This window comes from Nonomuraea sp. NPDC048916 (assembly GCF_040649575.1).
Lineage (GTDB): Bacteria > Actinomycetota > Actinomycetes > Streptosporangiales > Streptosporangiaceae > Nonomuraea.
This window is the reverse complement of the sequence record NZ_JBEZFS010000006.1, coordinates 25801-49686: the sequence shown is the minus strand read 5'-3', so window position 1 is coordinate 49686 and position 23886 is coordinate 25801. Positions and strand designations below refer to the sequence as shown.

Below are 23886 nucleotides of genomic sequence, written 5' to 3'. Positions count from 1 at the left end.
ACAGCCGCCGCTAATGCGGTTCCCGCAGTTATGCCCACGAGTCCAGGCAACACGGTTAAAAGTACGAGAATGACAACAGGCACCGATCTAAGAACAAATCGACTTGAGAAGGCCGCACGCATGCGCCATCACGCTCCCGAACCACGTAGGGCGCCATCCGACGCCAGACGAAGCCCCACCCCATACGGAAACAAGGTTGCTGACTCGTGCAGCTCGGAGCATGTTGCCAAACGGGCAAAGCGTAACTTTTGCCAGCAAAGGCAACAAGATCTAATTTAGTTAGACAAAATCATGGAAGGTGACTTACCACTTCTATGCTCTGCCGTTGAACCCCGGCGCGCGTCGACGGGTGCTCACCATCCGTCACGCGTCCCTTCGGACCCCGGGTGGCTCTGACCGTGGGATGTCACGTCCCGGTCAGGAACGGGTATGCGCCCGTGGCGCTCCGAAAATTGGTTGATCCCACGGATTAGCCTGGATGGGATGCCTCCCGATACGAGTTCACCACGTCGTCCCCTGCTGTCCTCCAACTCGCTGTGGCGGATGAGGTCCTACCTCCGCCCCTACGTCGCCAGGCTGGTGTTCATCTGGCTGGCCGCCCTTCTCGGCATCGGCGCGAGCATCGCGCTGCCCCTGGTCGGCAAGGAGGTCGTCGACGGGCCCGTGCTCCGCGGCGACTCCGGCGCCCTGCTGCCCCTCGGTCTCCTCGCGCTCGGTCTGGGCGTCCTGGAGGCGTTCCTCATCTTCATCAGGAGGTGGTCGCAGATCGGGCCGGTGCTCGGCCTCGAGACCAGGATCCGCGACGACCTCTACGAGCACCTGCAGCGGCTGCCGATGGGCTTCCACGGCGAATGGCAGTCGGGGCAGTTGCTCTCGCGCGCGACGACCGACCTGTCGACGATCCGCCGGTTCCTCGGCTTCGGCATGCTCTTCCTGGTCATGAACATCCTGCAGCTCACGATCGTGACGGTGCTGCTGCTGAACATGTACTGGCCGCTCGGGCTGCTGGTGGCCGGGTCGGCGGTGCCGATCGTGGTGGTGTCGCTGCGGTTCGAGAAGCGCTACATCAAGATCTCCCGGCAGGTTCAGGACGAGCAGGGCGATCTGGCCACGCTGGTCGAGGAGTCGGCGATCGGGATCAGGACGATCAAGGCGTTCGGCCGCAGGCACCACGTGTACGACCGGTACGACGACGCCGCGCTCAAGGTCTACGACACCTCCATGGACAAGGTGCGGCTGTCGGCGCGGTTCTTCACCTTCCTCGAGGTGATCCCCAACTTCACGCTCGCGCTGGTGCTGCTGCTCGGCGCGCTGGCCGTGGGCGGCGGGTCGCTGACGCTGGGCACGCTGGTCGCCTTCACCACGCTGATGCTGCAGCTGGTGTGGCCGATCGCCAGCCTCGGCTACATCCTGGCGATGGCCCAGGAGGCGATGACCTCGGCCGACCGGGTCATGGAGGTGATGGACACGGTCCCGGCGATCGAGGGCGGCTCGCGGACGGTCGAGCGGCCCCGCGGCCACCTGCGGTTCGAGGGCGTGGAGTTCCGCTTCCCCGGCGCCGACCGGCCGGTCCTGCACGACGTCTGGCTGGACGTGCGGCCGGGCGAGACGGTCGCCATCGTGGGCGCCACCGGGGCGGGCAAGACGACGCTGACCTCGCTGGTGCCCCGGCTGATCGACCCCACCGCGGGCCGGGTCACGATCGACGGCCACGACGTGCGCGACCTGACGTTGCCGGCGCTGCGCGAGGTGGTGGCGACGGCGTTCGAGGAGCCGACGCTGTTCTCGATGAGCGTGCGCGAGAACCTCATGCTCGGCCGGCACGACGCCTCCGAGGAGGAGCTGGACGCCGCCATCCGCACCGCGCAGGCGATGTTCGTGTACGACCTGCCGTGGGGTCTCGACACGCGGATCGGCGAGCAGGGGCTGTCGCTGTCCGGCGGGCAGCGGCAGCGGCTGGCGCTGGCAAGGGCGGTGCTGAGCAGGCCGCGGATCCTGGTGCTCGACGACACGCTGTCCGCTCTCGACGTGGAGACCGAGGCACTGGTGGAGGAGGCGTTGCGCCACGTGCTACGCGAGGCGACCGGGATCGTGGTCGCCCACCGCGCCTCGACGGTGCTGCTGGCCGACAAGGTGGCGCTGCTCGCGGGCGGCACGATCACCCACGTCGGCCGGCACCAGGAGCTCCTCGCCGAGGTGCCCGAATACCGCGAGCTGCTGGCGCAGGACGCCGACTTCAACCCGTCGGAAGGAGCGCTGCGATGACGGCGCCCGCGACCACCACCTGGCGTGGTGTGGCCTCCGAGGATCAGGACGAGCTGTCCGAGAAGGTCTCCCTCCTGCTGCGCGACCGTTCGCGCCGGCTGCTCGGCGACCTGCTGACACCGCACCGCAAGGCGATCGCGCTGCTCACCGCGATCATCGTGGTCTCCAACGCGGCGGGGCTGGCGATCCCCTACCTGGTGAAGGTGGGCATCGACGCCGGCATCCCGCCGATGCTCAAGGGCACCGGTCCCGGCACGCTGATCACCGTGGTCGGCGTGATCCTGGCCGCGGCGGTCACCCAGGCGCTGACCAGGCAGGCGTTCCTCAAGCTGTCGGGCCGCATCGGCCAGAGCATCCTGCTGGAGCTGCGGCGCAGGGTGTTCGAGCACTTCCAGCGGCTGTCGTTGAGCTTCCACGAGAAGTACACGTCCGGCCGGGTCATCTCACGGCTCACCTCCGACATCGAGGCCATCGCCGAGCTGCTCCAGTCGGGGTTCGACGGCCTGGTCACCGCGGTGCTGACGCTGTTCGGCACCGCGGCGCTGCTCCTGGTGCTGGACGTGCACCTCGGCCTGGTGGCGCTGATCCCGCTGCCGATCCTGCTGCTGTTCACCCGGTGGTTCCGCCGCCAGTCCGCGATCGTCTACCGGCGCACCCGGGAGACGGTGGCGCTGGTGATCGTCCACTTCGTGGAGTCGATGACCGGCATCCGCGCGGTGCAGGCGTTCCGCCGGGAGCCGCGCAACCAGGAGATCTTCCGGCAGCTCAACGACGACTACCGGGGCGCCAACGCGCGCAGCATGCAACTGGTCGCGGTGTTCATGCCGGGCATCAAGCTGATCGGCAACGTCACGGTCGCGGGCGTGCTGGTGTATGGCGGGTGGCTGGCGTTCCAGGACGAGGTCACGGTCGGCGTGCTCGCCGCGTTCCTGCTCTACCTGCGCCAGTTCTACGAGCCGATGCAGGAGATCAGCCAGTTCTACAACACGCTGCAGTCGGCGGGCGCGGCGCTGGAGAAGCTGTCGGGCGTGCTGGAGGAGGAGCCGGCCGTGCCGGAGCCGCGCGAGCCGGAGGCGCTGCCCCAGGCACGCGGCAAGGTGCGGTTCGAGGGGGTGCGGTTCGCCTATGTCGACGAGACGCCGATCCTGCCCGGGCTCGACCTGACCGTCCCGGCGGGGCAGAGCGTGGCGCTGGTCGGCGCGACCGGCGCGGGCAAGACGACGCTGGCCAAGCTCATCTCCCGCTTCTACGACCCGACCGAGGGCCGGGTGCTGCTCGACGGCGTCGACCTGCGGCGGCTGGACGAGACCTCGCTGCGCACGGCCGTGGTCATGGTGACGCAGGAGAACTTCCTGTTCAGCGGCACGGTGGCCGACAACATCAGGTTCGGCCGGCCGGACGCCACCGACCGGCAGGTGCGCGAGGCGGCCAAGGCGATCGGCGCGCACGAGTTCGTCATGTCATTGCCCGAGGGCTACGACACCGAGGTGGGCAAGCGCGGCGGCCGGATGTCGGCGGGGCAGCGGCAGCTGGTGGCGTTCGCGCGGGCGTTCCTGGCCGATCCGGCGGTGCTGATCCTGGACGAGGCCACGTCGAGTCTCGACGTGCCGAGCGAGCGCCTGGTGCAGCGGGCGCTGCGGACGATCCTCGCCGACCGGACGGCTCTCATCATCGCGCACCGGCTGTCGACCGTGGAGATCGCCGACCGGGTGCTGGTCATGGAGCGCGGCGAGATCGTGGAGGACGGCCCGCCCGACCGGCTGATCGCCGCCTCGGGCCGTTTCGCCGGCCTGCACCGGGCCTGGCTGGAGAGCCTCAGTTAGTGCGGGTGCGCCCTGACGATGAGGTTCTCGTACAGCTCGTAGCCGATGAAGCCGAGCACGGGCAGCCCCATCGCCACCAGCAGCCTGCCGGGTAGAGGCGCCCGCGCCGGAGGCAGCACCCCCCTCGCCGCGGCGGCGGCCACGGGCGCCGCCGCCAGGGGCTCCGGTTCCGGCGCGGGCACCAGCTCCGGGTGTCGCGCGAGGTAACCGACCGGGAAGGAGGTGACGTGGTAGACGCCGCAGTCGGGGCAGCAGGTCCCCGACCAGGGCGGCTGCACCGGCACTCCTGCCTGGAGCCAGATCTCGACCTCGTTGCCGTAGTCGTCGGCGACGTGCCTGACCGTGTACGCCTCTTCCCAGACGTACCAGCAACGCAGGCATTCGAAGAGCCACATCCTCCGAGTGCTGAATCCGTCGCGCACGAGGACCACCCCCCGGTGACCGACCGCCATCAGCACCGAGTGTCCTTCTTCCGTCACGCTACGAAAAGACGTGACTTATGACACCCATCGCTATGGAATGCTCACCTGCTGTCAGGTTAGGTGCCGGGAATGCCGTTTACGCACCGGACTGAGCAGCGGGGTCGCGTCGGGCGTCACGGGACCCAGCGGCGGGATCAGCTCGGGATGCCACCTGAGATATCCCTCGGGGAACGTGGTGGCCGCCTGGCAGCCGCACCGCGGGCAGATCGCGCCCTGCGCCGGAGGCGGTACGGCCACGCCCGAACGCAGCCAGATCTCGCGGTAGTTGCCCTTCCGGTCCTCGCCGCGCCGTACGAGGTACTCCTCTTCCCACACGTGCCAGCAGCCACGGCACTCGAAGGGTAGGACTCGCCGCTCTTCTTCCATGGGATTCACCCCCTTTTATGAGTGTCCGCCCAGGTTGATGACCTCGCAAGCCGCCCCGGGCGAATCGGCCGTTCCAGTGAGGGGCCGTTCCAGTGAGGGGCCGTTCCGGCGAAGTGGGCGTTCCAGTGAGCGGGCGAACCCGGCCCGCCTCAGCGGGCGGTGAGCACGAAGACGATCGCGCCGGCCACCGCGCACAGCGTGCCGAACCAGGCGAACAACACGTCCAGGCCGCAGTCGAGAGGGCGGCCGCCGTGCAACGCCTCCTGAACGCGCCGGTAGCGCACGCCGGTCCGCAGCAGCAGGACGCCCCCGCAGAGCGCGGCCAGCGCGAACCCCACGGCGGCCACCGGGGCATGGCCGTACCGGAACGACAGGCCGGTGGCGGCGAGCCCGCCGGTGGACAGCATCACGGCGGTGCGGACCCAGGCCAGCCTGGTGCGCTCGCTCTGCAGCCCGGAGTCCCAGATCTCGCCGGACATCGTCAGACCGAGAGCAGGATGAGGACCAGCGCGATCACGGCGACCAGCGCGACCCCGTAGCCGAACACGGCGGCCAGGGCAGGCGGCGGCAGGGGCGCCTGGGCGCGCAGCGCGCGCTGGATGTTGCGCCAGCGCGGATAGGCCATGCCGGCGGCCAGCGCGGAGAGCGTCACCAGGACGACGGCCAGGGCGGTGCGCACCCACGGGACGAACACGTCCTCGGGCACCGCCGCCATGGCCACACCTCCCGCGCTGAGTGCCAGAGCGGTGCTGAGCCAGGTCAGGTAGGTGCGCTCGTTGGCGAGCGTGAAACGGGGATCCGGCTCCATGGACTCAACGCTAGTTCGTCCATATTTCCCCTAGAGAAGCCGGGGTTCAGCTGCAGGCTTGGGCGACTTTCTCCAGGTAGGCGGCGGTGTCGGTGCCGACCTTCTGGACCGCGTCGACGGCGTCGTTGACGTCCTTGACGTCGATGGCGCTCAGCGTGCTCGCCAGGTTGTCGCTGGCCTCCTTGAGCGTGGTGTTGGCCGCCTTGTCGGCGACGCCGTTGAGCTTGCCCGCGGCGTCGTCGAGGGCCTTCTCCATGGCTTGCGGGTCGTCCTTGAGCTTGGCGATCTCGGCGCCCAGATCTGCGACGATCTTGGGCGCCTCCAGGCAGGCCTGAGCCTTGTCGATCGTGTTGTTGACCTCACCGCATCCGGCGGCGAGCACGAACAGGACGAAGGCGGCAAGGGGCACGAAGCGGCTCTTGGGAGGGCGCATACCGCGACCCTACCCAACCGTTCGTGCCCCCCGCGCTTTTACAGCTTCGCGAAGCAGGGGCCGTCCAGGGTGTAGCCCTGGGCGGTCGGCCCGACGAAGAAGTCCTTCACCATGGTCACGCCGGTGGGCGCCTTGTCGTCCACCTTGTTGATCAAGGTCTGCCGGAAGGTGGCCGTGTTCGGGTCGTCGGCGTAGTTTCCGGCCTCGGGTGGCAGCATGCCCTCGTAGTCGACGGTCTTGAGCGTCTTGACGGCCGCGAGCAGGCCCTTGCGGCTGATGTCGCCACCGGCGACCATCTTGTCCAGCGCCGCCTTCAGCGGGTACGCCCAGGCCCAGCCCGAGGTGTAGCCGTCGTTCGGGGTGACGCCGGACAGTGCCTCACGCATGGCCTGGTGGCCCGGGGTGTCGGCGTCCCACGACTTGCCCGGGGCCGACTGCTCGTACAGGGCCTTCAGCGCGGGGGCGGCGGGCGACTTGAGCAGGGCGGGGTTCCAGGTCGGGCCGGTGCCGATGAAGCGGCCCTTGTATCCGGCGGCGGCGGCCTGGCCGACGATGGTGGCCGCGTCGGCGGGACCGGTGGTGAGGATCACCAGGTCGGGCTTGTTCTTGGTGATCTCGGTGATCGCGCGGCCCTGCTCGGTGGCGCCCGAGGGCGTCTCCACGGCGGTGAACGTGAGCCCGTTCTTCTCCGCCGCGATCTTCGCGCCGGCGGCGGCGTCGGCGCCGTAGTCACCGGCCAGGTGCACGGCCATCACGCTCTTCGGTTTGTACGCCTCCATCGCGTAGTCCACCGAGTTCATGGCCTCGACGCAGTAGTTGGACCCGGTCTCGACGATCACGTCCTCGAACTCCCACGCCGAGGTCCAGGAGGCCGGGGCCGCGACGATGCTGGCGGCCTTCAGGTCGCCGATGATGGCGGCGGTGGTGGGTGAGCCGAGCGTCTGGGCCAGGCCCAGCACCTGGTCCTTCATCTCGTTGTAGACCTGGCGGTGCACTTCGGGGTTGTACTTGTTGTCGCGGACGAACTTGGTGACGTCCACCTCGTACTTTCCGCCGATGCCGCCCGCCTTGTTGACGCGGGCCCAGAACGCCTTCTGCGCCTCGGTGATGGGCACGGCCAGCGCCGCGAACGGGCCGGCGGTCAGGTCGGAGATGCTGCCGAGGTAGATGCACCCTTTGTTTCTGTCGACCGCGGAGGGACAGGGCTCGCTCGTGACCCCTGTCGTCTGGGCGCCCTTGCTGCCCTCGTCGTCCCCCCGGATGACGCCGCATGCGGACAGAAGGGTCACTACAGCAGCGGTTACCACCACATAGCGACTCTTCATGACAAATCCCTCTCTAATAGGAGAACGGCCATGACTTCCAGTAGTTGCGCGCCCGAACCCAGAGCCCGAACAGGCCCCGCGGCTCGAAGACCAGGAACAGCACGATCAGCAGGCCGTACAGGACGGTCTCGACCTGGAACACGTTGGGCGTCTGGGTGGTGTCGCCGCTGATGACCGGCAGCAGCGCGGGCAGCGCCCTGGTCACGGGCTGCAGCAGCGAGATGAACAGCGCGCCCGCGATCGCCCCCGAGACGGTGGCGACGCCGCCGATCAGCACCATCGCGATGAACTGCACCGACAGCAGCAGGCTGAAGGAGCCCGGCTCGACGTAGCCGGAGAGGCAGTAGAGCAGGCCGCCCGCGCATCCCGCGTAGAACGAGGAGATGCCGAACGCCAGCACCTTGTAGCGGGTCAGCGGCACCCCGATGACCTCGGCGGCGATGTCGCGGTCGCGGATCGCGGCGAAGGCCCGGCCAACGCGCGAGCGGGCCAGGTTGCGGGCCGCGACGGCGAAGACGACGAGCAGCGACAGCATCAGCAGGTAGAGCACCTGCTCCTTGGTGCCGAGCGGCCCGTCCTGGTCGAGCCGATAGCCGAACAGCTGCGGGATCGCCGCCTCCCGGCCGACGCCCGGCCCGCCGGTGAGCTCCTTCCACTCCTTGAAGACGTGCTCGCCGAGGAAGACCAGGCCGAGCGTGACGATGGCCAGGTAGAGGCCGCGCAGCCGGGTGGCGAGCGGCGCGACCAGCACCCCGGCCACGGCGGCGACGAGCCCGGCCGCGGGCAGCCAGATCCAGATCTCGGCCAGGCCGTACCCGAGGTTCTCGCCGCCGGGCGGCCCGGACAGGGCCGCCGCGGTGTAGGCGCCGATGGCGACGAAGAACGCGTGCCCGAGCGACACCTGCCCCGCGTAGCCGGTGACGATGTTCAGCCCGATCGCCCCGATGGCCAGCACGTACGCCCCGGCCAGCACCTCCAGCGAGCGGTCGGCGAGCACCACGGAGACGGCGAACGCCAGCAGGACCAGCAGCCCGGTCCAGATCCGCTTGGCCCGGGTGTCGAGCAGCGCCATGTCCTGGGCGTAGGAGGTGTAGAGCAGCGGCCGGCCGCGCACCCGCCGGGACCGGCCGGCCGAGACGCCCGCTGAGACGCCGGGAGGAGTCGTCACACCCGCTCGACCTCCCTGGTGCCGAACAGGCCGTAGGGTCTGACCAGCAGCACGATCAGCATCACCACGTACGGCGTGACCACCGCGAAGTTCTGCCCCAGCCACGGCGCGAACTCGCCCTGGTAGGACTGGAACAACGACTCGACCACCCCGATGGCCAGCCCGCCGACGACGGCGCCGCCCAGCGAGTCGAGCCCGCCCACGATGATCGCGGGCAGCGCCTTGAGCGCGATCACCCAGGTCAGCTGCTCGATGCCCTGCCCGGTGCCGACGAACATGCCGGCGATCGCGGCCAGGAACCCGGCGAGCCCCCACGACAGGGCGAACACCATGCCCACCGAGACGCCCTGCGCGAGCGCCGTCTCCTGGTCGAACGCCGCCGCCCGCATCGCCAGCCCGTACCTCGTGTAGCGGAAGAACGCGAACAGCAGCGCCACCAGCACGGCCGTCACCACGAGCATCGCCAGCCACCGCTGCTGCACCACCAGCGGCCCGAGCGAGACCTGCGCGAACCCCCACGGGTCGCCCACCTGACGCACGTCCCTGCCAATGAAGCCGTTGACCACCACCCGGACGACCACGTCGATGCCGAGCGTGATGATGGCCACGACGAACACCGGCCGTCCCACCATGGGCCTGATCGCGATCCGCTCGATCGCCAGCGCCACCCCGGCGATGAGCAGCGCGGCCAGCAGCACCGCGGGGTAGAAGCCGGTCACCTGGGCCAGGTAGCTGACCGCGACCCCGCCGGCCAGCATCAGGGCGGGCTGCGCGAAGCTGATCACCCGGGTCGCCTTGTAGATGATCACGAAGCCGAGGGCGAGGAGCGCGTACACCGAGCCGTTGCCCAGGCCCCGGATCACCGACTCGAGCACGCCCTTCACCGGGTGTACATCCCTTCGACCAGGTCCTCGAACAGCTTGGCGATGGCCGCGCGTTTGACCTTCTGGGTGGCGGTCAGCTCGCCGTCCTCGTGGTCGAGCTCCTTGGGCAGGAACGCGAACCGCCTGACCTGCTCGACCCGGGCGAACCGCTCGTTCACCTCGTCGACGATGCCGCGCACCAGCTCGCGCGTCTCGGGCTTCTCCGACAGGTCGCGGTAGGTGGTGTAGGTGATGCCGCGCCGCCGCGCCCACTCCCCCACCGTGTCGGGCTCGATGCCGATCAGCGCGACGAGGTAGGGCCGCTGGTCGCCGACGACGACGGCCTCCTTCAGGTACGGCGACGCCTTCAGCGCGTTCTCGATCTGGCTGGGCGCGACGTTCTTGCCGCCGGCCGTGATCAGGATGTCCTTCATCCGGTCGGTGATCCGGACGTGGCTGCCGCCGACCAGTTCGCCCACGTCGCCGGTGTGCAGCCAGCCGTCGGGCTCCAGGACGTCGGCCGTGGCCCGGGGGTTGCCCCAGTAGCCGGCGAAGGTGCCGGGATGCCTGGTCAGGATCTCGCCGGTGAGCTCGTCGATGCGCAGCTCGGTCCCGGGGTGCGGCTCGCCGACCGTGCCCAGCCGTACCCTGCCGGGGCGGTTGGCGGTGGCGATGGCGGTGTTCTCGCTCATGCCGTACACCTCGTGCATGGGGATGCCGATCCCCATGTAGAACTTGAGCACGTCGGGCGCGATGGGCGCGGCGCCCGAGGCGGCGTAGCGGACACGGCGCATGCCGAGCCGCTCGCGCAGCGCGCGGTAGCAGAACACCCAGCCCAGCCCGTACGCCAGCCGGGTGCCCGCGGTGTGCCGGCCGCCGGTGCGCACCAGCGTGTCGCCGACGCGGTCGGCCACCCGCAGCCAGAACCGGCTGGTCAGGCGCTTGACCGGGGTCGCGGCGTCCTGCCTGATGTCGACCTGGGCGAGCACCTTCTCCCAGATGCGCGGCACGCCGAACAGGATCGTCGGCTGCACCTCGCGCAGGTTGGCCTGCACGGTGTCGATCGACTCGGCGAAGTTCACCTGCACGCCGGAGGCGGCGTTGAACCAGACGGTGAACGCCCGCTCGGCGACGTGGCAGAGCGGCAGGTAGGACACGACCAGGTCGCGTTCCGAGGGCGGCGGCGAGGTGAAGCCTCCGCCGGTGACCAGCGTCTCCACGGCGAACTCGACGTTGCGGACGGTGAGCATCACCCCCTTGGGCGGCCCGGTGGTGCCGGAGGTGTAGATCAGCGTCATCACGTCGCCGGGCGTGGCCCCGGCCATCCGGGCGCCGACCGCGCCGGGGTGCCCGGCGCGGTGCTCGGCGCCGAGCGCGAGCAGCTCGGGCCACGACATCAGCCGCGGGTCGGTGTAGCGCCCCCGGATGCCGCGCGGCTCCAGGTAGACGATGTGCCGCAGGCCGGGGCACTCGTCGAGGACGGCCAGCGCCTTGTCGACCTGCTCCTGGTCCTCGGCCACGAGGATCTTCGCGCCCGAGTCGGTCAGCAGGTAGGAGACCTCGGCGGGCGGGTTGGTCGGGTAGAGGCCGACCGTGATGCCCCTGACCGCGACCGTGCCGAGGTCGGTGTAGAGCCACTCGGGCCGGTTCTCGGAGTGGACCGCCACCCGGTCGCCCGGCTCGACGCCGAGCGCGAGCAGGGCGTGCGCGACGAGCTCCACCTGCTCCCAGTAGCCGGACCAGGTCACCTCCTGCCAGATGCCCAGGTCCTTGCGCCGCATCGCGACGGCGCCGGGGGCGGCCAGGGCGCGTTCGCGCACCCTGGTGACGATGGTGGCCGTCATGCGGTGCCTCCCAGGTACGCCTCGATGACCTCTGGATCGTGCTGCACCCGCGCCGGGGTGCCGAGCGCGACGGGCCGCCCGAAGTCGAGCACGAGCACGCGGTCCGCCAGGTCCATGACCAGTCCCATGTCGTGGTCGACGAGCACGATCGGGATGCCCAGCTCGTCGCGGATGTCCAGGACGAACCTGGCCATGTCCTCGGTCTCCTCCAGGTTCATCCCGGCGACCGGCTCGTCGAGCAGCAGCAGCCGGGGCTCCATGGCCAGCGCCCTGCCCAGCTCGACCCGCTTCTGGATCCCGTACGGCAGCAGCCGTACGGGGTGGCGGCGCCAGGACTCCAGCTCCAGGAAGTCGATGATGTCCTCGACCCGGGCGCGGGCCGCCAGTTCCTCGCGCCTGGCCCGGCCCAGCCACAGCACGGCGGCGGCCGCGCCGTAGCGGAAGTGGTGGTGGCGGCCGAGCATCAGGTTGTCCAGGACGGTCAGGTTGTGGAAGAGCTCGACGTTCTGGAACGTCCTGGCCAGGCCCATCGCGGCGATCTCGTGCGGGCGCCTGGACAGCAGGTCCTCGCCGAGGAAGGCGACCCGCCCGCTGTCGGGCCGGTAGACGCCGGACAGCACGTTGAAGATCGACGTCTTGCCCGCGCCGTTGGGGCCGATGATCGCGAACAGCTCGGCCTGGCCCACGTCGAAGCTGACACCGTCGATCGCCTTGACCCCGGCGAAGCTCAGGTGCACGTCCTCGAAGGTCAGCACGGGGCTCACGACAGCCATCGCTTCCTCCGCTTGTAGTGCTTGACCTCGCGGAAGGACCTGACGGCTCCGAGGTAGAACTCCTTGATGTCCTCGTCGGCCAGCAGCTCGGAGGCCGGCTTGTCCATGACGATCTTGCCGGTCTCCATGACGTAGCCGTGGGCGGCGATCGACAGCGCCATCGTGGCGTTCTGCTCGACCAGGAGGACCGTGGTGCCCTGCCGGTTGATCTCGACGACGAGGTCGCGGATCTGCGCCACCAGCGCGGGGGCGAGGCCCAGGCTCGGCTCGTCGAGCAGCAGGTAGCGGGGGCCGGCCATGAGCGCGCGGCCGACGGCCAGCATCTGCTGCTCGCCTCCCGACAGGTAGCCGGACACGCTCCTGCGGCGCTCGCGCAGCAGCGGGAACAGGTCGTAGACCCGGTCCAGGTGGGAGGTGCCCGCGGTGTGGCCGCCGACCTTGAGGTTCTCCTCGACGGTGAGCTCGGCCAGGATGCGCCGTCCCTCCATGACCTGGCTGATGCCTCGCCGTACGATCTGGGCGGGTTTAAGCTGGTGGATGGGCTCGCCTTCGAGCGTGACGGAGCCCTTGGTGATGTCACCGTCGTGCACGTCGAGCAGGCCCGACAGCGCGCGCAGCAAGGTCGTCTTGCCGGCTCCGTTCGCGCCGAGCAGCGCGACGATCGAGCCGGGGGGGACTTTGAGGCTCACGCCGCGCAGCACGAGCATCACGTCGTCATAGACAACCTCGAGATTGCGAACCTCAAGCAAGCCGGGCTCCTCGGGATTGTGTCCTACGTCACTCCCCGATGGTCACAATGTCCACCGTTGGCACGCGGTGGAGCAAGAGGTCCGGCCAAATTGGAACACGATTCTGGTTCTAGGATCATGCCATGACCATCTGTGAGCACCTCGTCAAGGCGGACGACCCTCCGGCGCGGACACCACAGGGCTGCGAGGAGTGCCTGGCCGCCGGAAGCGGCTGGGTCCACCTGCGTCGGTGCCTGGAATGCGGCCATATCGGATGCTGTGACTCGTCACCCAACAAACACGCCACGAAACACTTCCAGGCCGTGGGACACCCCGTGATCGAGTCCTTCGAACCCGGCGAGCACTGGCGGTGGTGCTTCGTCCACGCCCAGATGGCCTGACGCCCCCGGATCACCAGTCGCGGCGGTCGTCCCTGTCGTCGTACTGGTCGGGACGGAGCCGCTCGCCGGTGGAGAACATCGGGTCGCCCACGTAGGGGCGCGAGATGCTGGGCGCCTCGTGGTCACGCGGATACGGGGTCGCCAGCGGGTCGAGGGGATCGATCGGGGCCGTGTAGCCCTGGTGGCCGTCCTGGCTCGGGTAGCGGTCGCGACCGGCCGCCGGCGCGGGGGCCTGCCGCCGGCCCGCGCCGGGGATGCCGTGCATCGGGGTGCCGAGCCCCGCCGCGCCCGGGACACTGCGCGGGGGCGGCTGCTGCTGGTAGCCGTAGTCGCTCTGCGGATAGCGATCCTGGCGCGGCGCCGGGTAGGGCTCGGCGGCCTGGGAGGGGAAGCCCAGCGGATCGGTCGACGGCGCCACCGGGCGGCTGTCGGGCAGTTGGTAGTGGGGCTCCTGGGCGCCGGCCAGATACTGCGGGCCGGAGAAGGGCTCGGGGTCCAGGTTGTACGGCCGGCCGCCGAAGGTGTCGGGCTCGGTGTACTGCGGGCCGGAGAACGGCTCGGCGCGGCCGGGCTCCCGGTAGGCGGGAATGGGCTCGCCGGTGTGCGGGTCGGCGTACTGCGGGCCCGTGAAGGGCACCCGCTCGCCGTACTGCGGCGTGTCGCGGGACGCGGCCGGCTCCCCGTAGGAGGCCACCAGCTTGTCCTGGTGGGCCGGCCCTCTGGCCACGAGCACGTCGTTGGGGCCGGTCGTGGGCCGCTCGTCGTGCGGCGGCGGCGGAGGCTGCGGACCGGCGGGGGGCGGCCGGTGATACTGGCCGGTGCCCGGGATCGCCTCGGTCACCGGATCGTGCTGGGGCACGGCGGGCTGCTCGCCCGTGGCCTCCGCGTAGCCGTCGTCGAGCGTGTCGAGCAGGCGCCCCACGTCGTCCATCGGCATGCGGAAGCTGGCCGTGCACATCTCCCCCCGCCACAGGCTGAGGACCAGGGTGCCCTCATGCCACGTGACCCGGAGGCACCGTTCCTGACCTCTGGCATCGAAGAACACTTCACCGAACGACGGCAACGGGACAACTTCCGACATGGCAGACATACTGCTTTAACCAGCCTTTATTCGTCCACTCAACCCCGGAAAACCCTACTTAACCGGACTTCCCATCCTTATCTTGGGTCCATCTGGTCGCGTCTGGAAGCTCCTCGACGGACAGCTTGGAGTTCCGGTCGTTCAGTGTGCCACGCGAGCCGCCCCCTGGCTCCGGGAACGCCGGGATGCGTATGCCCGGTCACACCGCGTTCGGCGCGGCGACCCCGGATTGCCGGTAGCGTTTAGTGCCGTGCCGGACTCCCATCTCCCGTCAGTCGACGAACTGCTCAGCATCGCGGTCAACGCTCTCGGAGGGAGCGAGCGCCAGGGCCAGATCACGATGACGCAGGCCGTCCAGCGGGCCATCGACGAAGAGGAGCACCTGGCGGTCCAGGCGGGCACGGGCACCGGCAAGTCGCTCGCCTACCTGGTGCCCTCGGTCCGGCACGCGATGGACACCGACAAGACGGTCGTGATCTCCACCGCCACCATCGCGCTGCAGCGCCAGCTGGTCGACCGAGACCTGCCCAGGCTGGCCGAGGCGCTGGGCAAGGAGCTGCCGCACGAGCCGTCGTTCTCCATCCTCAAGGGCCGCCGCAACTACCTGTGCCGCTACAAGGCGACCGCCGGCTGGCCCGAGGACGACGAGCAGGACCAGCTGTTCGACCCGCGCGAGGTCAGCGCGACCGGGCGGATGGTGCAGCGCATCCAGGAGTGGGCGGAGGAGACCGAGACGGGCGACCGCGACGAGCTGGTGCCCGGGGTGAGCGAGCAGGCCTGGCGGCAGTTCTCGGTGAGCGCCCAGGAATGCCTGGGCGCCACCCGCTGCCCGAGCGGCGCCGAGTGCTTCGCCGAGCTGGCCAGGTCCAAGGCCGGCGAGGTCGACGTGGTCGTCACCAACCACGCGCTGCTGGCCATCGACGCGATGAGCGACATGTCGGTGCTTCCCGAGCACGATCTCGTGGTCGTCGACGAGGCCCACGAGCTGGTCGACCGGGTCACCTCGGTGGTGACCGGCGAGCTGTCCGAGGGCTCGGTGTCGCTGGCCGTGCGCCGCGTGGGCCGGCTGATCGAGCAGCCCATCGCCGATCAGCTGCTGGAGGCGGGCGAAGACCTCAAGGCGCTGCTGGCCGCCGCCCCGGCGGGCCGCGTCGACGAGCTGCCCGAGGTGCTCGGGCTCACGCTGGCCCTGCTGCGCGACACCTCGGCCCGCTGCCTCACGGCGCTGGGCCCGCGCGGCGGCGACAAGGACGACCCCGACAAGGCGGGCCAGCGCAAGGCGGCGTTCACCGCCCTCGACGAGGTCCACGACACCGCGGTGCGCATGCTGGAGGCCTACGGCCACGCCTCGGAGGCGGACCGGGCCGAGGTGGTCTGGCTCGACGCCGGCACCGACCGCCGCCCGCCGACGCTGCGCGTCGCGCCGCTCACCGTGGGCGGCATGCTGCGCGAACGGCTCTTCGGCGACCGCACCGTCGTCCTCACCTCCGCCACGCTGGCGCTCGGCGGCACGTTCGACGGCCTGGCGCGGCAGTGGGGGCTCGGCGACGGCAAGGGCGAGTGGCAGGGCATCGACGTCGGCTCCCCGTTCGACCACCCGCGGGCCGGCATCCTCTACGTCGCCAAGCATCTGCCCCAGCCCGGCCGCGACGGGCTCCCCCAGGCCTACCTCGACGAGATCGCCGAGCTGATCGAGGCCGCGGGCGGGCGCACGCTGGGCCTGTTCTCCTCGATGCGGGCCGCCAAGGCGGCGACCGAGGCGCTGCGCGAGCGGCTCGACGTGCCGCTGCTCTGCCAGGGCGACGACTCGACCATGCTGCTGGTCAAGCAGTTCGCCGAGGACGAGGCGACCTGCCTGTTCGGCACCCTGTCGCTCTGGCAGGGCGTCGACGTGCCGGGCCCGGCGCTGCGCCTGGTCATCATCGACCGGGTGCCCTTCCCCCGCCCCGACGACCCGCTCACCTCCGCCCGGCAGCGGCACGTGGCGGCCAAGGGCGGCAACGGCTTCATGACGGTCGCGGCCACCCACGCGGCGCTCCTCCTGGCCCAGGGCACCGGCCGCCTGCTGCGGTCGCAGCACGACAAGGGCGTCATCGCGGTGCTCGACCCGCGCCTGGCGACCGCCCGCTACAGCGGCTTCCTGCTGGGCTCCCTGCCGCCCTTCTGGCGCACCACCGACCCCGCCATCCCCCGCGCCGCGCTCAAGCGCCTGTCCGCCGAGGGCTGACCCGGCCGGGCCCCTGCGATCGAGGGCTCAGGGGCCCCAGGGCAGCAGGTCGGGGCGCTTGGGGTCGAGGCCGTCACCGGACGAGGTGCCGCGCAGGCGGCGGGTCACCCACGGCACCAGGTGCTCGCGGATCCACTGTGCGTCCTCGCGGCGCCTGGCCCGCGGATCGACCGTGCGCTCCGGCCACACCTTGCGCCAGTCGTCGAACGGCACGCCCAGCACGTCGAGGACCCGGGCGGCGACCAGGCGGTGGCCGTCCTCGTTCATGTGCAGCCGGTCGTCGCTCCAGGCCCGCCAGTCGCGCAGCCCCTGCATCGACCACTGGTCGACCAGCCGGCACCCGTAGAGGTCGGCGATCGAGCGGAGGTGCAGGTAGAAGACGGCGAAGCGGCCGCGCAGGCGCCGCATCAGCGGCGTGTCACGCGGATCGACCCCGGTGAACAGCAGCACGTCGGCGCCGCCCGCCCGCAGCTCACGCACGGCCCGCGCGAGCGTCTTGGCCATCGCGTCGGGATCGCTGCCCGGCCGGAGCAGGTCGTTGCCTCCGGCGCAGAGGCTGACCAGGTCGGGGGCCATCTCGACGGCGACCGGCACCTGCTCGGCGACGATCTGGTCGAGCAGCCTGCCCCGCACCGCCAGGTTGGCGTAGCGGAACGAGGGGGCGTCGGCGGCGAGACGTTCCGCCACCCGGTCGGCCCAGCCGCGGTAGTGGCCGTCGGGGCCGGTGTCGTTGAGTCCTTCGGTGAAGCTGTCACCGAGCGCCACGAAGGAGCCGTAGTGCCTCATCGCCTGGTGCTCATCTCCATCGAATGCGGACGTCACCGGCCGACCGCCTGGTAGGCGGCTTCGAGCAGCTCCTCGGACGGGCCTTCGAGGCGGGCGGGCTCGGCCAGGCCGTCGAGGACCACGAACCGCTGCTCGGCACCGCGGTTCTTCTTGTCGAGCCGCATGTGGTCGCGCAACCGCGGCCAGGCGTCGGCGCGGTAGCGGACGGGCAGCCCGACCGAGGTCAGGATGGACCTGGTGCGCTCGACCAGGTCGGCGCCCACACGGCCGTCGAGCCGGGACAGCTCGGCCGCGTAGACCATGCCGATGGCGACGGCCTCGCCGTGGCGCATGTGGTAGTGCTCGGCGCGTTCGATGGCGTGGGCCAGCGTGTGGCCGTAGTTGAGGATCTCGCGCAGCCCCGCCTCGCGCAGGTCGGCGCCCACCACGTCGGCCTTGACCCGGATCTTGCGCTCGATCAGCTCGCGGGTGTGGCGTCCTTCGGGCCGGGTGGCCGCCTCGGGGTCGTCCTCGATCAGCGTCAGGATGGCCGGATCGGCGATGAAGCCGCCCTTGATGATCTCGGCGAGCCCGGCGACGTAGTCGGCGCGCGGCAGGCTCGGCAGCGTCGCGAGGTCGCAGAGCACCCCGGCGGGCGGCAGGAACGTGCCGACGAGGTTCTTGCCCTCGGGCGTGTCGATGCCGTTCTTGCCGCCGACCGCCGCGTCGACCATGGCGAGCAGCGTGGTCGGGACGAACACCACCTGGACGCCGCGCAGCCACGTGCCGGCGACGAACCCCGCCAGGTCGGTGGTGGCTCCCCCGCCGACGCCCACCACGGCGTCGGAGCGCGTCACGCCGTAGCGGCCGAGCGCCGACCACAGCTGGGCGGCCACCTCGACGGTCTTGGCCTGCTCGCCGTCGGGCACCGGCAGCGCCACCACGTCGTGGCCGGCGTCGGACAGCGCCGCGCACACCGGGCGGGAGATCTCGGGCAGGCCGGCCGGGTGGACCACCGCGACCGTGCGCACCCCCGGCCTGAACAGGCCGGGCAGCTCCCCCAGCACGCCGGTGCCGACCACCACGTCGTAGGGGCTGTCGCCGCGCACGGTGATCCTCGTGGCGGTCATCGGCCGAGCCCTTCGACGATCTCCTCGACCAGCTCCTCGACCTCGCGCTTGTCGGTGACCACGGTGATCGTCGCCAGCCGCTCGTAGATGGGCCGCCGCTCCTCCATGAGCTTCTTCAGCCGGCTGCGCGGGTTGAGCACGAGCAGCGGCCGGGCCGAGGCGAGGCCCACCCGCTGCACCGCGTCGGACAGGCCCACCTGAAGGTAGACGACCGGCCGGCCGGTGAGCAGCTCCTGCGCCTCCTCGCGCAGGACGGCCCCGCCGCCGACGGACAGCACGCCGTCGTGCTCGGCCAGCGCCCGCCGCAGGGCTCCCAGCTCGAGCTCGCGGAAGTGGGCCTCGCCGTCCTCGACGAAGATGTCGCTCACGGGCTTGCCCGCGACGACCTCCACGTCGGTGTCGGTGTCGCGGAAGGGCACGCCGAGCCGCTCGGCGAGCAGCCTGCCGAGAGTGGACTTGCCGGACCCGGGCGGCCCGATCAGCACGGCCTTGATCATTTGATCACCATCGAGGAGAGGTAGCCGGACAGGTTGCGGGCGACTTCCTCGACGGAGTCGCCACCGAACTTCTCGAGCGCCGCGTCGGCCAGCACCAGCGCGACCATCGCCTCGGCGACGATGCCCGCGGCGGGGACCGCGCAGACGTCGGACCGCTCGTGGTGGGCCTGGGCCGCCTCGCCGGTCTTGACGTCGATCGTGGCCAGCGCCCGCGGCACCGTGGAGATGGGCTTCATCGCGGCGCTGACGCGCAGGATCTCACCGTTGGTCATGCCGCCCTCGACGCCGCCCGCGCGGTTGGTGATGCGGCGCACGCCGTCTTCGGCGGTGTAGGCGATCTCGTCGTGGGCCCGCGAGCCGGGCCTGCGGGCCGTCTCGAAGCCGTCGCCGACCGCCACGCCCTTGATCGCCTGGATGCCCATGAGCGCCCCGGCCAGCCGGGAGTCGAGGCGGCGGTCCCAGTGGGTGTAGCTGCCGAGGCCGGGCGGCAGGTTGTAGGCGAGCACCTCGACCACGCCGCCGAGCGTGTCGCCGTCTTTGTGCGCCTTGTCGATGACGGCCACCATGGCGGCGCTGCCCTCGGGATCGGCGCACCTGACCGGGTCGGCGTCGATCCGCGGCAGGTCGCCCGGCCCCGGAAGCGTCTCGGCCTTGGTGCGCGCCTCACCGATGGAGACCACGTGGCTGACGATGTCGACGCCGAGCGCCTGCTTGAGGAAGCGCCTGGCCACCTCGCCGAGCGCCACCCGGGCCGCGGTCTCGCGGGCGCTGGCCCGGTCGAGGACCTGGCGGGCGTCGTCGAAGCCGTATTTCTGCATGCCGGCCAGGTCGGCGTGACCCGGCCTGGGCCGCGAGCGCGGCGCGTTGCGCGCCAGCCCCTCGAGCTCCTCGGGGTCGACCGGGTCGGCCGCCATGACCTTCGCCCACTTGGGCCACTCGGTGTTGCCGATGCGGATCGCGACCGGGCTGCCCATGGTGCGGCCGTGACGCACGCCACCGATGATCGTCACCTGGTCCTGCTCGAACTTCATCCGGGCGCCCCTGCCGTAGCCGAGGCGGCGGCGGCGCAGCGCCTCGTCGACGGCGGCCGTGGTCACCTCGACTCCCGCGGGCAGGCCTTCCATGACGGCAACGAGCTCCGGGCCGTGAGACTCTCCGGCGGTCAACCAGCGCAACATGCCTACAAGTCTTCCACGTGCCGCCCAGTGAGATGGCCCGGCGTTCGCCTGCTGAGACATCCGGCTGCCGGGACCTTAGACGCCCACGCAGAAGGCGGTGAGCGCGCCGAGCAGCATGAACGGGCCGAGCGGGAACTCGGTGCGGCGGCCGGCCCGGCCGGTGACGAGCAGCGCGACCGCGTAGAGCGCGCCGAGCAGCTGCCCGGCGACGGCGGCGAGGACCCAGGCGGGCCAGCCGAGCGCGGCGGCGGCCATGCCGATGAGCCCGGCCAGTTTGACGTCGCCCAGGCCCATCGCCGCCGGCCGGACGAACCACAGGAGCCCGTAGACCGCGGCCAGGGCCGCGCCGCCGAGCAGCGCGCGGGGCAGCTCTCCGGTGGGCAGCAGGCTCAGGGCCAGGATCGGGTACGACGGCAGCGTGATCACGTCCGGCAGCCGGAAGGTGCGCCAGTCGATGATCGCCAGGGCAGTGCCGGCGAGGGCGAGATACACGTACGGCAGGCCCGCGCGCCAGGCGGTGAGGGCGGTCACCGCGGCGGTGGCCAGCTCGACGGTCGGCGGCCAGGCGGGCACCGGCACCGTGCGCAGGGCGCCGGCCAGGGCCGCGCGCCCCTCGGCGCGGAGGTCGTCGGGGTCGTCGCCGAAGGCGCCGGCCAGAGCCCGGACATAACGGCCCGCGACGAGGCCGAGCAGCGCCACGAGTGCAACCACGTGGCGACCCTAGCCCGGCCCGGCGCCCGGCGGGCGCCGTTCAGCGCCGTCCCACGGCGGTCACCGCCCCGGGCACGGCCGTCAGCGGGCTTCTCCCGGGGGAACCCGCACGGTCGCCGTGCCGGGCAGGGCGTCAGTGGCGTTTGCGGGAGAACCAGCGACGTCTGCGGGCGGGTTCGACGCGGGCCACGGTCACGCCGGGCAGCCGGTCGAGCGTGCCCGACTGGGCCGCCGCGAGGGCCTCCAGGGCGGTGCCCTCGATCACGAACGGCACCGGCCCGGCCACGTCGACCACGACCGCGGCGGCCCGCTCGTGGACCGCCGCCTGGCAGACCTGGAGCGTGGTGGCCTGGATCGGCCGCGCGTCGGGCCGCCACCTGGTCAGCGCCTCGGTGCCGGTGAACGCGAGCACGGCCTCCCTGCCGTCCTTGCCGACGAGCTTGGGCAGCGCCATCTCGCTCTCCTTCTCCTGCTTCAGCCCGTGCTCGCCCACCTCTGACTCGGTCAGCAGCGCGACCACGGGCACCAGGAGACGGGAGCCGGTCAGGGCGCCCAGCACCTCGGCGGGACCGGCGGCGTCGTCCTGGTAGGAGGCGAGGGCGGCGGCGACGGCGGGCGCGGCGCTGCCGTCGTCGCCGGGGTCGAGAGGTCGCGGAATGCTCGGCACAGGTCCCGAGACTACCCGCGCGCCCCGCCGGTCTCCCCCGCGGCGTCCGGCGGCACCGATAGGGTCGTCCCCGCGAGGGCCGGGCCGAGGGACCGTCCGCTGGACGAGGGCTCGCCCGCGCGGGCCACGATGGGCGAGGCCGTCCAGAGCCGCGACAGGGGGCGATCTACGTGTACTTCGAGCATGCGACCGCGATCTGGCGGGACTTCCCGGAGCTGGCGCCCGGCGCGCTGTTCGCCGGCGGGATCAGCGGAGAGGTCCGCCCGGACACCCGGATCGAGGCGTTCGCCGCGGTCGCGGCCTCCCGGCTGGCGGCCTCGTCCGAGGCGGAGCTGCCGGAGATCCAGGCGTGGCGGCGGGCCTTCTCGCGGATGGGGCTGAAGCCCACGCAGTACCGGTGCGCCTCGGAGTCGCTGCTGCGGCGGTTCCGGAAGGAAGGGGCACTGCCGCGGATCCATCCCCTGATCGACGTGTGCAACGCGGTGTCGCTGGCGTTCGCGATCCCGGTGGCGGTGTTCGACGTGGCGGAGGTGACCGGCTTCCTGGAGGTCCGCCACGCGGTCGGCGACGAGACCTACCTGTCCTTCTCCGGCGAGACCGAGCACCCCGAACCCGGCGAGGTGATCTTCGCCGACGGCGCCGGGCGGGCGCACGCCCGGCGGTGGTCCAACCGGCAGAGCCGCCAGTCGGCTGTCAGCGACACGACCCGGTCCGTGCTGGTCGTCGCCGAGGCGCTGCACGCGTCGGCGGCGCTGGACGTCGGGCGGCTCATGACCGCCCTGGCCGGCGAGCTGAGCGCCCTGTGGTCCGTGGACCCGAAGCCCGTCACACTGAGCGCGTCCTCGCCGCGCTTCGACTTCTGACGGTGATGACGCAGCCGAGTGCCTCCCGGCAGGGTCTGCCCCGGCTTCTGACCGTACGGACGACCGGGACGACCATGCGGACTCCCCGGGACGCGTGATTCCCGGGGAGCCGCTCGTACGGGCTGGTCAGGGGGTGGAGATGGCCGCCACCGGGCCGCCGCCGGACGGGCCCTGGTGGACGGCGGCCACCGAGACGAACACGGCGGGGTCGCCGGTCACCGAGGCCGCCACGCCGCCCACCGTGGCCTTGATCTGGCGGTGCCAGTGCACGTCGGAGTCGTCCAGCATGATGTTGCGCCGGCCCCTGACTCTGCCCGTGGGGTCGGCCTCGCACTTCATGAAGACGTTCACGAGCCGGTCGCCCAGGTCCGAGGGGTGGGGGCGGTCGGGCAGCGACAGCCCGGAGTCGCGGATCGCGTCCCAGATGCCGTCGGCGTCCAGGGCGTCCTTCATCACGCCGTGGCCGATCCGGTAGCGGCCGCCGATCCCTCGTACGTTGCCGACCAGCACGATCTGCGCCCGGTCCAGTTCGACTCCCGAGGAGCAGGAGGCGACCGACGAGTACAGCGACAGGTCCTTGTGGATCTGGTCGGCGCGGGGCATGTCGATCTCGCCCAGGGCGACGGCGATGCCGAGGGCGGTGGTCGAGTTGGACAGGTCCATCGACGGGCCCGTCTCCTCGATCGCCGTGTCCTGGCCGCGGTTCTTGGCGTCGGTGATCGTGGCCAGGGTGAGCAGCGGGGTCTTGGTCTGCACGTAGTGGACGTCGCGCGGGTCGTCGATGCCGGCGATCTTCATCGCCTCGCGCACGCCGGCCGCGACCTTCTCCACCATGGCGGGGCGGCCGATGTCCTCGGGCAGGATCACCTCGCTCATCGCCACGCCGACCGACACGCGGGGCTCGTCGGAGGCGACCGCCTGCGACGGGTCGAGGGTGGCGAAGATCGTGGCGTGCGGGCTCAGCACCCCGTCGGTGCCGCCCGACCACACCAGCGGCACGTTCTCCGGCGCCGGATGCCCCTTGGCCGCCAGGACGTCACGGAACGCCCGGTCCGCCAGGATGCGCGTGTAGTCGTTCACGCCGCCGTTGCCCTCGGTCTTGCCGATCACGGCGAGGACCCGGTGCGCCTCGATCACACCGTCGTCGATGAGCCGCTCCAGGCCCGAGGCGTCGGTCACGCTCTCGATCGGTACCTTCCGCACTTCAATCGGATCCGGCATTTATCGCCCTTTCTCGCATGTGAGCCGCAATAGCAGGGAGGGCCGCCGGCCCGAGCCGCCCTCGGGCGAGATACCCGGCCTCGTCCGGCGGCACGCCACGCCCCGACCCTACTGACGACTTCGGCCCCCTTTCCTGGGCAATGTCTGCCAGACGTTGCGGGCAGTGCCGTCACCCGTTGAGATGTACGGCAGGGCGGCGCGTTCCCGGGTTCGCGGCCGCGCTGTCCGAGTGGCCCGGCGGCCGTCGCCTCCTGGCGGTGCCGGGAC

24 protein-coding genes are annotated in these 23886 nt (G+C 71.3%); 5 read left to right on the top strand and 19 right to left on the bottom strand.

Annotated features, from left to right (window positions below):
- Window positions 1-543 precede the first annotated feature (543 nt).
- Together AB0C16_RS07560 and AB0C16_RS07555 are read left to right on the top strand one after the other, a co-directional pair.
- A complete protein-coding gene (locus AB0C16_RS07560; protein WP_357680003.1) occupies window positions 544-2265 on the top strand; it encodes an ABC transporter ATP-binding protein in 1722 nt (573 codons plus the stop codon).
- The gene (locus tag AB0C16_RS07555; protein WP_357680001.1) at window positions 2262-4088 is read left to right on the top strand and encodes an ABC transporter ATP-binding protein; all 1827 of its coding nucleotides are present in this window, start codon (window positions 2262-2264) and stop codon (window positions 4086-4088) included. Before AB0C16_RS07560 ends, AB0C16_RS07555 begins: the two co-directional genes overlap by 4 nt.
- Here the strand turns inward: AB0C16_RS07555 and AB0C16_RS07550 are convergent.
- The 11 genes from AB0C16_RS07550 to AB0C16_RS07500 all read right to left on the bottom strand — a co-directional run bounded on the left by AB0C16_RS07550 (window position 4085) and on the right by AB0C16_RS07500 (window position 12899).
- Entirely contained in the window at window positions 4085-4483 is a 399-nt protein-coding gene (locus tag AB0C16_RS07550; protein ID WP_357679999.1) for a hypothetical protein, read from the bottom strand. The two genes, AB0C16_RS07555 and AB0C16_RS07550, sit on opposite strands and share 4 nt — an antisense overlap.
- Window positions 4484-4621: 138 nt before the next feature.
- A complete protein-coding gene (locus AB0C16_RS07545; RefSeq protein WP_357679997.1) occupies window positions 4622-4936 on the bottom strand; it encodes a hypothetical protein in 315 nt (104 codons plus the stop codon).
- Window positions 4937-5085: 149 nt separating this feature from the next.
- Window positions 5086-5415: a DUF202 domain-containing protein gene (locus AB0C16_RS07540; RefSeq protein ID WP_357679995.1), complete on the bottom strand. Its 330-nt coding sequence runs from the start codon at window positions 5413-5415 to the stop codon at window positions 5086-5088.
- Between the two features lie 2 nt (window positions 5416-5417).
- Window positions 5418-5744, bottom strand: a complete 327-nt coding sequence (locus AB0C16_RS07535; RefSeq protein ID WP_189126460.1) for a DUF202 domain-containing protein — start codon at window positions 5742-5744, stop codon at window positions 5418-5420.
- A gap of 46 nt (window positions 5745-5790) precedes the next feature.
- Window positions 5791-6177 (bottom strand): hypothetical protein, encoded by a 387-nt coding sequence (locus AB0C16_RS07530; protein WP_357679993.1) that lies wholly within the window; start codon window positions 6175-6177, stop codon window positions 5791-5793.
- A 38-nt stretch (window positions 6178-6215) separates the two neighbouring features.
- Window positions 6216-7502 (bottom strand): ABC transporter substrate-binding protein, encoded by a 1287-nt coding sequence (locus AB0C16_RS07525; RefSeq protein ID WP_357679991.1) that lies wholly within the window; start codon window positions 7500-7502, stop codon window positions 6216-6218.
- Between the two features lie 13 nt (window positions 7503-7515).
- The gene (locus tag AB0C16_RS07520) at window positions 7516-8670 is read right to left on the bottom strand and encodes a branched-chain amino acid ABC transporter permease (RefSeq protein WP_357679989.1); all 1155 of its coding nucleotides are present in this window, start codon (window positions 8668-8670) and stop codon (window positions 7516-7518) included.
- Window positions 8667-9554: a branched-chain amino acid ABC transporter permease gene (locus AB0C16_RS07515; RefSeq protein ID WP_357679987.1), complete on the bottom strand. Its 888-nt coding sequence runs from the start codon at window positions 9552-9554 to the stop codon at window positions 8667-8669. Before AB0C16_RS07515 ends, AB0C16_RS07520 begins: the two co-directional genes overlap by 4 nt.
- On the bottom strand, window positions 9551-11377 hold the full coding sequence (locus AB0C16_RS07510) for an AMP-binding protein (protein ID WP_357679985.1): 1827 nt from the start codon (window positions 11375-11377) through the stop codon (window positions 9551-9553). The genes AB0C16_RS07515 and AB0C16_RS07510 overlap by 4 nt, the downstream gene beginning before the upstream one ends.
- A complete protein-coding gene (locus AB0C16_RS07505) occupies window positions 11374-12150 on the bottom strand; it encodes an ABC transporter ATP-binding protein (protein ID WP_357679983.1) in 777 nt (258 codons plus the stop codon). The genes AB0C16_RS07510 and AB0C16_RS07505 overlap by 4 nt, the downstream gene beginning before the upstream one ends.
- Window positions 12138-12899, bottom strand: a complete 762-nt coding sequence (locus AB0C16_RS07500) for an ABC transporter ATP-binding protein (protein WP_357679981.1) — start codon at window positions 12897-12899, stop codon at window positions 12138-12140. Before AB0C16_RS07500 ends, AB0C16_RS07505 begins: the two co-directional genes overlap by 13 nt.
- A gap of 122 nt (window positions 12900-13021) precedes the next feature.
- On the opposite strand from AB0C16_RS07500, the gene AB0C16_RS07495 reads away from it, so the two are divergent.
- Window positions 13022-13279, top strand: a complete 258-nt coding sequence (locus AB0C16_RS07495) for a UBP-type zinc finger domain-containing protein (RefSeq protein WP_357679979.1) — start codon at window positions 13022-13024, stop codon at window positions 13277-13279.
- Between the two features lie 10 nt (window positions 13280-13289).
- On the opposite strand, the gene AB0C16_RS07490 is transcribed toward AB0C16_RS07495, so the two are convergent.
- A complete protein-coding gene (locus AB0C16_RS07490; RefSeq protein WP_357679977.1) occupies window positions 13290-14360 on the bottom strand; it encodes a hypothetical protein in 1071 nt (356 codons plus the stop codon).
- A 250-nt stretch (window positions 14361-14610) separates the two neighbouring features.
- Between AB0C16_RS07490 and AB0C16_RS07485 the strand changes: the two genes are divergently transcribed.
- Complete coding sequence (locus AB0C16_RS07485) at window positions 14611-16587, top strand: ATP-dependent DNA helicase (protein ID WP_357679975.1); 1977 nt, start codon at window positions 14611-14613, stop codon at window positions 16585-16587.
- A gap of 27 nt (window positions 16588-16614) precedes the next feature.
- On the opposite strand, the gene AB0C16_RS07480 is transcribed toward AB0C16_RS07485, so the two are convergent.
- The 6 genes from AB0C16_RS07480 to AB0C16_RS07455 all read right to left on the bottom strand — a co-directional run bounded on the left by AB0C16_RS07480 (window position 16615) and on the right by AB0C16_RS07455 (window position 21535).
- On the bottom strand, window positions 16615-17373 hold the full coding sequence (locus AB0C16_RS07480; protein ID WP_357679973.1) for an SGNH/GDSL hydrolase family protein: 759 nt from the start codon (window positions 17371-17373) through the stop codon (window positions 16615-16617).
- Between the two features lie 32 nt (window positions 17374-17405).
- Window positions 17406-18482 carry a 3-dehydroquinate synthase gene (gene aroB / locus AB0C16_RS07475; protein WP_357679971.1) on the bottom strand — a complete coding sequence of 359 codons (1077 nt, stop codon included), beginning with the start codon at window positions 18480-18482 and terminating at the stop codon, window positions 17406-17408.
- Window positions 18479-18979 (bottom strand): shikimate kinase, encoded by a 501-nt coding sequence (locus AB0C16_RS07470; RefSeq protein WP_357679969.1) that lies wholly within the window; start codon window positions 18977-18979, stop codon window positions 18479-18481. The genes aroB and AB0C16_RS07470 overlap by 4 nt, the downstream gene beginning before the upstream one ends.
- Window positions 18976-20157, bottom strand: a complete 1182-nt coding sequence (gene aroC / locus AB0C16_RS07465; protein WP_357679967.1) for a chorismate synthase — start codon at window positions 20155-20157, stop codon at window positions 18976-18978. The genes AB0C16_RS07470 and aroC overlap by 4 nt, the downstream gene beginning before the upstream one ends.
- A 75-nt stretch (window positions 20158-20232) precedes the next feature.
- Window positions 20233-20868, bottom strand: a complete 636-nt coding sequence (locus AB0C16_RS07460) for an A24 family peptidase (RefSeq protein ID WP_357679965.1) — start codon at window positions 20866-20868, stop codon at window positions 20233-20235.
- Between the two features lie 133 nt (window positions 20869-21001).
- On the bottom strand, window positions 21002-21535 hold the full coding sequence (locus tag AB0C16_RS07455) for an SseB family protein (RefSeq protein ID WP_357679963.1): 534 nt from the start codon (window positions 21533-21535) through the stop codon (window positions 21002-21004).
- Between the two features lie 170 nt (window positions 21536-21705).
- On the opposite strand from AB0C16_RS07455, the gene AB0C16_RS07450 reads away from it, so the two are divergent.
- Complete coding sequence (locus tag AB0C16_RS07450; protein ID WP_357679961.1) at window positions 21706-22398, top strand: phenylalanine--tRNA ligase beta subunit-related protein; 693 nt, start codon at window positions 21706-21708, stop codon at window positions 22396-22398.
- A gap of 126 nt (window positions 22399-22524) precedes the next feature.
- On the opposite strand, the gene AB0C16_RS07445 is transcribed toward AB0C16_RS07450, so the two are convergent.
- On the bottom strand, window positions 22525-23601 hold the full coding sequence (locus AB0C16_RS07445) for a ring-opening amidohydrolase (protein WP_357679959.1): 1077 nt from the start codon (window positions 23599-23601) through the stop codon (window positions 22525-22527).
- Window positions 23602-23886: the final 285 nt, after the last annotated feature.

Excerpts from the sequence above, each read along its gene's own strand:
- AB0C16_RS07560 (WP_357680003.1), top strand. The coding sequence starts at position 544 with ATGAGGTCCTACCTCCGCCCCTACGTCGCCAGGCTGGTGTTCATCTGG.
- AB0C16_RS07555 (WP_357680001.1), top strand. The coding sequence starts at position 2,262 with ATGACGGCGCCCGCGACCACCACCTGGCGTGGTGTGGCCTCCGAGGAT.
- AB0C16_RS07550 (WP_357679999.1), bottom strand. The coding sequence starts at position 4,483 with ATGTGGCTCTTCGAATGCCTGCGTTGCTGGTACGTCTGGGAAGAGGCG.
- AB0C16_RS07545 (WP_357679997.1), bottom strand. The coding sequence starts at position 4,936 with ATGGAAGAAGAGCGGCGAGTCCTACCCTTCGAGTGCCGTGGCTGCTGG.
- AB0C16_RS07540 (WP_357679995.1), bottom strand. The coding sequence starts at position 5,415 with ATGTCCGGCGAGATCTGGGACTCCGGGCTGCAGAGCGAGCGCACCAGG.
- AB0C16_RS07535 (WP_189126460.1), bottom strand. The coding sequence starts at position 5,744 with ATGGAGCCGGATCCCCGTTTCACGCTCGCCAACGAGCGCACCTACCTG.
- AB0C16_RS07530 (WP_357679993.1), bottom strand. The coding sequence starts at position 6,177 with ATGCGCCCTCCCAAGAGCCGCTTCGTGCCCCTTGCCGCCTTCGTCCTG.
- AB0C16_RS07525 (WP_357679991.1), bottom strand. The coding sequence starts at position 7,502 with ATGAAGAGTCGCTATGTGGTGGTAACCGCTGCTGTAGTGACCCTTCTG.
- AB0C16_RS07510 (WP_357679985.1), bottom strand. The coding sequence starts at position 11,377 with ATGACGGCCACCATCGTCACCAGGGTGCGCGAACGCGCCCTGGCCGCC.
- AB0C16_RS07505 (WP_357679983.1), bottom strand. The coding sequence starts at position 12,150 with ATGGCTGTCGTGAGCCCCGTGCTGACCTTCGAGGACGTGCACCTGAGC.
- AB0C16_RS07495 (WP_357679979.1), top strand. The coding sequence starts at position 13,022 with ATGACCATCTGTGAGCACCTCGTCAAGGCGGACGACCCTCCGGCGCGG.
- AB0C16_RS07490 (WP_357679977.1), bottom strand. The coding sequence starts at position 14,360 with ATGTCGGAAGTTGTCCCGTTGCCGTCGTTCGGTGAAGTGTTCTTCGAT.
- AB0C16_RS07480 (WP_357679973.1), bottom strand. The coding sequence starts at position 17,373 with ATGAGGCACTACGGCTCCTTCGTGGCGCTCGGTGACAGCTTCACCGAA.
- aroB (WP_357679971.1), bottom strand. The coding sequence starts at position 18,482 with ATGACCGCCACGAGGATCACCGTGCGCGGCGACAGCCCCTACGACGTG.
- AB0C16_RS07470 (WP_357679969.1), bottom strand. The coding sequence starts at position 18,979 with ATGATCAAGGCCGTGCTGATCGGGCCGCCCGGGTCCGGCAAGTCCACT.
- aroC (WP_357679967.1), bottom strand. The coding sequence starts at position 20,157 with ATGTTGCGCTGGTTGACCGCCGGAGAGTCTCACGGCCCGGAGCTCGTT.